Annotated in this window: 5 protein-coding genes; all 5 read right to left on the bottom strand. The window is 69.4% G+C overall.

Going from position 1 to position 7,911, the window contains the following annotated elements:
• Window positions 1–58: 58 nt before the first annotated feature.
• The gene (locus ACW9TB_RS21990) at window positions 59–358 is read right to left on the bottom strand and encodes a hypothetical protein (protein WP_472749913.1); all 300 of its coding nucleotides are present in this window, start codon (window positions 356–358) and stop codon (window positions 59–61) included.
• Window positions 359–447: 89 nt separating this feature from the next.
• A complete protein-coding gene (locus ACW9TB_RS21995; protein ID WP_472749914.1) occupies window positions 448–3,033 on the bottom strand; it encodes a DNRLRE domain-containing protein in 2,586 nt (861 codons plus the stop codon).
• Window positions 3,034–3,859: 826 nt separating this feature from the next.
• Window positions 3,860–5,113: an iron uptake transporter deferrochelatase/peroxidase subunit gene (efeB, locus tag ACW9TB_RS22000; RefSeq protein ID WP_472749915.1), complete on the bottom strand. Its 1,254-nt coding sequence runs from the start codon at window positions 5,111–5,113 to the stop codon at window positions 3,860–3,862.
• A 35-nt stretch (window positions 5,114–5,148) separates the two neighbouring features.
• Window positions 5,149–6,303, bottom strand: coding sequence for an iron uptake system protein EfeO (efeO, locus tag ACW9TB_RS22005; protein ID WP_472749916.1), 1,155 nt, complete (start codon window positions 6,301–6,303; stop codon window positions 5,149–5,151).
• Between the two features lie 21 nt (window positions 6,304–6,324).
• Window positions 6,325–7,203, bottom strand: coding sequence for an iron uptake transporter permease EfeU (gene efeU / locus ACW9TB_RS22010; RefSeq protein WP_472749917.1), 879 nt, complete (start codon window positions 7,201–7,203; stop codon window positions 6,325–6,327).
• Between the last annotated feature and the right edge of the window lie 708 nt (window positions 7,204–7,911).

Genomic DNA, 7,911 nt, shown 5'->3' on the forward strand with positions numbered 1-7,911 from the left:
AACCGCCCTGCCCGGGGGCCTCGGGAACTCGCACCAGGACTTCGGAGCCGGTCGGGCCTCAGGGGCTGTTGATCACATTGGTGGACAGGAGCACCTCGGCGAACCGCCACACGGGCCAGGGCAGGGCGAGCAGAAGCCACCATGACCGTACGGGCCATCGCAGGATCCACCGGAAGGACGCGATCGCCACCAGCCCGCAGAGCAGCGAGGCGAGGAGGGCGGGGACGCTCTCGACGGCCCGGCCCCAGCCCGGCGGGGTGACGGTGTAACCGGCCCAGGCCGCGAGGAACACGGACCAGTAGCCGAAGAAGACCAGGCTCGCCACGGCGAGGACGGCGGCCAACCGGCGGTTGCGCAACGGGGACACTCCTTGGACGGCACGGGGCGGGCACGTGTGCGCCCGCCCCGTGAGGCTGGGGCCGTCTGCCGACGGCCCGGGTGACCGGTCTACCTGACGTACTGGTAGCGCCAGGTTCCGCAGCCGGGGACGGCCGACACCAGGCAGGTGGGGGCCTTGAGCTTGTGCGTGAAGATCTTCCGCAGGCCGCTGGTGCCGTCGGAGTAGATGTCCTGACGGTACATCTCGTGGGTGGGCATCTTGTCGTGGTTGCCGTACAGCCAGTGCTTGCCGTTCTGGTACATGTCCTGCTGGTTGGCATAGGTGACGTCGGCCATCGGGGAGCAGAACGGGTCGTTCACGCTGTGCTCGATGACCGCGCGGCCGTAGCGGCCGTTGTTGGAGAGCGACCGTACGTGGAACTTGCTGCCGCTGGCGGTCTTCTTGGCGTTGAACTGCATCGAGCCGTTGCTCAGCCGCTTGTACCGGTTCGTACTGCGGATGTGCTTGTAGGTGGTGTTACGACGGCTGCTCCAGTCGTACTTGACCGCGGCGCGGGTGCGGTACTTGCCGGTGTTGAAACCGGCGCCACGGCCGTCGCCGGTGTACCACCAGTCGGCACCGGTCTGGCAGGTGACCCACTGCCCGATGATCTCCGGTCCGTCGATCCAGCCCCACGGGATGTAGTTCTCGTAGGTGGTCCAGGAACGGACGATCCGCCTGGGGGCGGCGGCGCGCGCCGTCGCTCCGGAGCTCTGCCCGGTCGCGGGCTGGGCCTCGGGGTCGGGTGCCGCCTCGGGCGTGATCTCCACACCGTAGGCCAGGTTGGCGGGCTCGGTGGACACCTCCTCAGGCACCGGCGGCGTGTACGGGTCGGACTCGCCGTTGCCGTCCCCGCTCTCGTCGGCGGGAGGATCCACCGTGGGCTCGACATCGACCGGGAAGCTGCCGGGGTCCTGGCCGTCCGGGATGATCGGCCCGGACTCCATCTGGTAGTTACCGCTCTCGCCGAGCCTGGTCGCGGCGTACGCGATCGGCTCCGGCAGGATGGTCTCGGTCTGCGTCGGGTCGGTGAGGCGGTACTCCTCCTCGACCGCCGGGTCGCCCGCGTCGGGCTGCTGCCAGTCGATGATGCTGTTGGCGGTGCTGGTCGCCACCAGCACCGGCGCCTGGTTCGAGCCGGCCGCCGGTACGGTGACGAGGAACTTGGCGATGTCCTTGACACCGGTGGCGGTGACCGCCTTGGCGATCAGGCTGCGGTAGGCCGGTGCCTGGATGGGCAGATTCACGCTGGTGGCCGCGCCGCGCCACACCTCGACGCTCTCGTTGTCGTCGTAGAGCAGGTAGGCGGTGGCGCCGCTCTGCCCGCCCCAGCGCAGGTTGACGGTCCCGCCGGACAGGCTCACGTCGGTGGCGCGGGGCTCGTGGTCGACCACCAGCTTGGGCCGGTGCGCGGTGTCGCTGTTCTCGCTGGAGTAGTACATCCGCCAGTTGCCGGTGTCGGTCTCGCTGGCCGCGCGCAACTGCACGCCGTAGCCCGGCTTGCCGTCGGCCCAGTCCTGGGTGATGCCCTCGATCGAGTAGAACAGCTCGCCGCTGGCGCAGTCGGGCTCACCGGCCGCCGTCTTGAGCGTGACGGCGTCCTCGCTCGTGGTGGGCGGCTGTCCGGCCATGGTCAGGTCCGCCGACTTCCAGAAGGAGGTGACGCGGCGTACCTGGATGCCCGACCCGACCGACGTGCCGCAGGCGTTGGACTTGTAGTTCCACATCCGCAGGTCGGCGTTGACGACGCGCGAGCCCAGGATGGGGGCGGTCTCGAACTTCAGGTAGCTGCGCGCGGTCTTGGCGCCGCTGCCGAACTTACCGGCGTGCAGCCACGTGGAGGCGCTCTGCCCGGTGGTGTAGTCGGACGAGACGAAGGTGTCGGTCTTGATGGACAGGGTCGTCCACGGGTCGATCGTGACCGGGTACCGAGTGGCCGGGTCGTCGAGGAAGGCGGCGTCGGGCTTGAGCACGAGCACCTGCCTGCCCCGCTCCTGGACGACCTCGGTGTCGACCCGCATGCGCCGCCCCGCGTCCGGCGAGGCGTCGGCCGCCGCGTCCCACATCTGCGGGGCGGGCGCGGAGGCCAGCAGCGAGCCGAAGTCGTCGTTCAGCCGCAGCCTGCCCTGCTTGTCCTCGGCGAACTTGATGCCGGTCAGGTCCAGCGGCATCGGGATCCGCAGCGGAGCGGAGGGGCGCTCGCGCAGGACGACGTCGTGGGTGATGCCGGTGGGCAGCGCGGTGACCACGAGGTCGCCGCCCCGCACGACGTCACGGTAGGTCGCGGTGTTTCCCCGTACGACCGGGGCGGGCAGTTTCCCGTCCCAGCGGACGCCGAAGGACTTGTGGGCGCTGTGCCTGAGCTTGGCGACGGCGCCCTCACCGCCCGCCGAGATCTCGATGTCGGCCTTGGCGGCACGCGGCCTGAGGACGCCGCCGCTCTGCTCGAGCGTGGTGTCGATCGGCACCCAGGCGCCGTTCCTCTTCACGCGTTCGGGTCCGGAGGACAGTTCGGTGCGTACCAGCCCGCTGGGCAGGGCCCAGCTGGTGGAGCGCTCGGTGCGCTCGGACTCGATCTCCACCGGGGCCTGCCGCTTCTCGGCGGCGCGCATGGCTGTCAGCAGCGGTGACAGCGGGGCCGGTGGTGCCGTCACCGTCGAAGCGGCGGTAGCCGGGGAGGCGGGATAGGCGGGAAGGCCGGCTACCAGTACGGCAGCCAGCACGCCTAACCCAAGAATGCCTCTGCGAGGTAACAGACGCTGGTCCAACGCTCCTCATCTCTGTCGATCGGATGCAGCTGACAGAACTTAAGAAAAATGTAAAAGAAGGTCAAAACGAACTTCGGCGCGGAACGGCCGTTCGCGCGGCGCGGATATGTCACGCGCAGGTAACTATTGGACCGCTTGCAGGCCCTCCGCTCCCCGCTTCGAATCGCGCGGACAGCCTGGAGGACGTCCGGCTGTGATGGATGTCACCTCGGGCCGAACCCCGCCGGGCGTTGTCGCTTTCCTCGACGACCGGAGGGCCGTAAGTCCCGGGAAGGGGCCTCAAATGCCGAAAGCCCTGCTCACGGGGGTAGGGCCGTAGCCGGAACCGGGCGGCGCCAGTCTTCGCAGGTCGGAGGTCGTTTCACCGGCTCAGGGGAACCCGCCGGGCCGAGGCGTACGGTCCGAGCGGAGGCGACGCCTGGGCGCGACGTGGCGTGAAGGCGCGCTTCGATCCCGGCACGGACGGCGGTTTTCGAGCCTTTTATCCCATGGGCCTCTGGGAAATCCGGCTCTCGGCCGGATTTATCAATGTCGCCCTTTTGTATAGGGCGTGTGTTTGGATGACCCGCACCCGGAATATGCGGGTCATCCACTTACACCGGCGATTCGGAAGAGCTGCCGACCGGTCTCATCAGGCCCTGGACGGCTACGACGCCTTTTCCGTACCGGAACTCGGCTGTCTTTCGATTCCGGTTCTAAACGGTCGCGAAAGTCAGGAGAACAGGGCGCGGCCCCAGTAGTCGCCCGCGTCGCGCACGCCCGGCGGGCAGGCGAACAGGCCGCTGGAGACGTGCTTGATGTACTCGTTGAGGGTGTCCTTCCCGGCCAGGGACCTCTGCACGGTGACGAACTGCCGGTGGGGGTCGCGCTGGTAGGCGATGAAGAACAGCCCGGCGTCCAGGCGGCCCAGCCCGTCGGAGCCGTCCACGTAGTTGTAGCCCCGGCGCAGCAGGCGCGCGCCGCCGTTGTGGGAGGGGTGCGCCAGCCGTACGTGCGCGTCGTCCTTGATCAGCTTTTCCCCGTCGGGGCCCTTGGCGTCGAAGTCGATCACGTCGAACTCGGCCTTCCCGCCCAGCGGGGCCCCCTCCCCCTTGTTCCGGCCGAAGATCTGCTCCTGCTCGGCCAGCGGCGCCCGGTCCCATGTCTCGACCAGCATCCGGATCTTGCGGGTCACCAGGTAGCTGCCCCCGGTCATCCAGTCGGCGCCGTCGCCGGGCCCCACCCAGAGCTGCTCCCTCAGCAGCGCCACGTCCTCCAGCTTGAGGTTGGCGGTGCCGTCCTTGAACCCCATCAGGTTGCGCGGCGTCGCCTGCGCGCGCGAGGTCGACGACGTACGGCCGAAGCCGAGCTGGGACCAGCGCACCGAGACCCGGCCGAAGCCGATGCGCGCGAGGTTGCGGATGGCGTGCACCGCCACCTGCGGGTCGTGCGCGCACGCCTGCACGCACAGGTCGCCGCCGGAGATCTCCGGCAGCAGCGCGTCACCGGGCAGGTGGGGCAGGTCGGCCAGCGCGGCCGGTCTGCGGGAGGCCAGCCCGAACCGGTCGTCGAACAGCGACCCGCCGAAGCCGACGGTCAGCGTCAGCCCGGAGGCGGGCAGGCCGAGGGCCTCGCCGGTGTCGTCGGGCGGCGCCTCTGGCTGGCCGCCGACCGCGCCGAACGCGCCCGCCTCCTGGCCCTGCGTCATCCGGGCCGCGGCGGCGGTCCACTCCTGCAGCAGCTCGGCCAGCTCCGCCTTCTTGTCCGTCGTCACGTCGAAGGAGACGAAGTGCAGCCGGTCCTGGGCCGGGGTGACGATACCCGCCTGGTGCTCGCCGTAGAAGGGGATGGGATCGGAGGTGGACGCGGCCTGGGCGGGCGTGGGCCCGCCGCCCGCCCCGCGCACCGCGATCGCGCCCGCCCCGGCGACCGCCACGCCCGCGGCGCCCATCCCGAACAGCTTCCTGCGACTGATCCGCTCGCTCATCGAACCTCTCCCCTACGGCTACGACGGCCCGTTCGCTACTTGGCCACCACTGCGGCGATCTTGCTGATCGGCTCGGCGAGCGCGTTGATCGCGTCCGACAGCTTCTTGAGGTCGTCCTTGGACAGCTCGGTGTGCAGCTTCCAGCCGTCGCCCTTCTGGTGGGCGCCGAGCGCGGCCTCGGCTCCGGCGAACTTCTCGTCCAGCGTCTTCACCAGGTCGGGGGCGCGCTCCTCAAGGACGGGGCGCAGCGCCTGGACCGCGGCCTTGGAGCCCTGGAGGTTGGCGTCGAAGTCCCACAGGTCGGTGTGCGAGTAGCGGTCCTCCTCGCCGGTGATCTTGCCGGAGGCGACCTCGTCGAGCAGGCCCTTGGCGCCGTTGGCGAGCAGCACGGGCGACAGCTCGGCCGCGTTGGACTGTTCCACGATGGTCTTGATGTCGGCCATCAGCTTGTCGGCGACCGGCCCGTCCTTGCTGACGTTCTTGGCGACCCAGAGGTCCTTCTCGATCTTGTGGAAGCCGGTCCACTCCTCGCCCTCGGCCACGTCGTTCTCGCGGGCGTCGATGGCCGGGTCGAGGTCGCCGAAGATCTCCGCGACCGGTTCGATCCGCTCCCAGTACGTACGGGAGACGGGGAAGAGCTCCTTGGCCTTGTCGATGTCCTCGGCCTTGACCGCGTCGACGAACTCCTGCGTCTTGACCAGCAGCGTGTCGCTCTGCGACTTGATGTAACGCTTGTAGCCCGCGGTCGCCGCGGAGAGCTGGGCGTCGTCGCTGAGCGGCTTGTGCTCACCGGTGACCTTCAGCGGGCCGCGGACGCCCTTGCCGACCATGCCGGGCTTGCAGGCGGTCTCGTAGGCCCCGGCCGGAAGCTCCACGATCACCTCGCGGGTCAGGCCGGGCACGATGTTCTCCACCTCGCCCATGACGCGGTCACCGGCGGCGTAGACGTAGAACTCCGTCACCTTGCTGCCGCCGTTGGTGATCGAGAACGTCGAGGTGCCCGCGGCCACCTCGGTGACGGCGACCTTGCACTCGGTGTCGGTGGCGGCCACCGCGACGGGGCCGCCCTTGGCCGGGGCGGCGGACGCTCCGGCGCCCGTGCCCGCGGCGGGCGCGGTGGGCTCGGAGGAGCAGGCGGTGAGTCCGGCGAGCGCGAGAGCGCCCGCGGCGATGACGAGAGAAGTACGCATGGTCGTCCTGTTCAAGCGGTTTCAGCCCGCGGGCTGCGGGTCGGTCGGGGAGGACTGGGAACTCGGGGACGCCGGGGAGGCGGTGGGCGAGGGAGTCGGGCGGTCGCGCCTCGGCCTCAGGAAGAGGGCGAGCGTCGGCACCGCGTAGGCGGCCCACGCCACCATCTCCAGCACGCTCGGCTGCGGGGTGATGTTGAACATCCCGGACAGCAGGGCGCCGTACCAGGAGTCGGCGGGCAGCACGCCGCTGATGTCGAAGGCGTGGGTGGACAGGCCCGGCAGCACCCCGGCCTCCTGCAGGTCGTGCACCCCGTACTTGAAGATGCCCGCGGCGACCAGGATGAGCAGCAGGCCCGTCCAGGTGAAGAACGTGGTCAGGTTGATCCGCATCGCGCTGCGGTAGATGGCCCAGCCCAGCGCGACCGCGGTGAGCAGGCCCAGGCTGATCCCGACCAGCGGGACGGCGGTGGTGGTGGCCCCCTGCACGGAGGCGAAGAACAGCAGCGCGGTCTCCAGGCCCTCGCGCGCCACGGCGAGGAAGGCCATCACGACCACCGCGACCGCGCCGACCTCCAGTGCCTGGCTCAGCTTGGCGCGCAACTCGCCGGAGAGGGTACGGGCGGCGCGGCGCATCCAGAAGATCATCCAGGTGACGAACACGGTGGCGAGCAGCGAGGTGATCGCCTCGAACAGCTCCTGCTGCCGGTACTCCAGGTGCGCGACGGTGAAGGTGAGCAGCGCGCCGAACGCGACCGACAGGACGAGGGCGGCGCCGACCCCGGCCCACACGAGGGGCAGCCGGTCGCGCCGGTCGCTCTTGACGAGGAGGGCGACAAGCACGGAGACGACGAGCGTGGCCTCCAGGCCTTCGCGCAATCCGATGAGGTAGCTGGCGAACACCGTCACTCCATAGATGGAAAGCCTTACCTAAATTAGGGCAGGGCAACCTTACTCTCCGCAAGGGGGTGAATCACCACAGGGGTACGGGTCTGAGCAGGGACGATGATCACAACGGGCGGACGGCCGGATCCGTCTCCCGTGGACCGCGCCACCGGGTCCCCACAGGGGGATTCCCCCTCGGAGCGCGGGCGACACCGGGGCGCGCGGCCGCGCCTGGAAATAGATCCGATGACTCGGGATCGCCCCGTGAACGAGAAACGACACCCCGTTGACATGGACCGATCCATATTCCAGCCTGAGCTGGGAACTTTCCGGAAAGAGGTTACCGGCTTTTTTCGGCACATCTCTTAAGTGTTGCGTTTGGGTGTCAGATCCTGTCAGGATGACCACAAGCGGTCCGATGTTAAACGGCGATGACATATACCGCTTCGCGTCCCCGGGTGGCGTTCCGCCGGGCTGAAGACCGGCCGGGCAAGGGCCCCACCGCGCTCTTCCTCGTGACGCGGCGATCGCTCATCGTCGGCCGGACACGCCCGGCTCAGAGCCCGATGGCGACAACCGCCGATCGACGTACGGCTCCGGCGGACGCACGCACGAATACTTCCGCAACTACCCCCAAGGAGTTCACGTGGCCGTCTCGCGTCGGAGGTTCATCACCTCCGTGGCATCCGGGTCCGCTCTCGCCGCGGTGTCGTCGTCGCAGCTACT

The organism is Streptosporangium sp. H13245, from assembly GCF_055690525.1.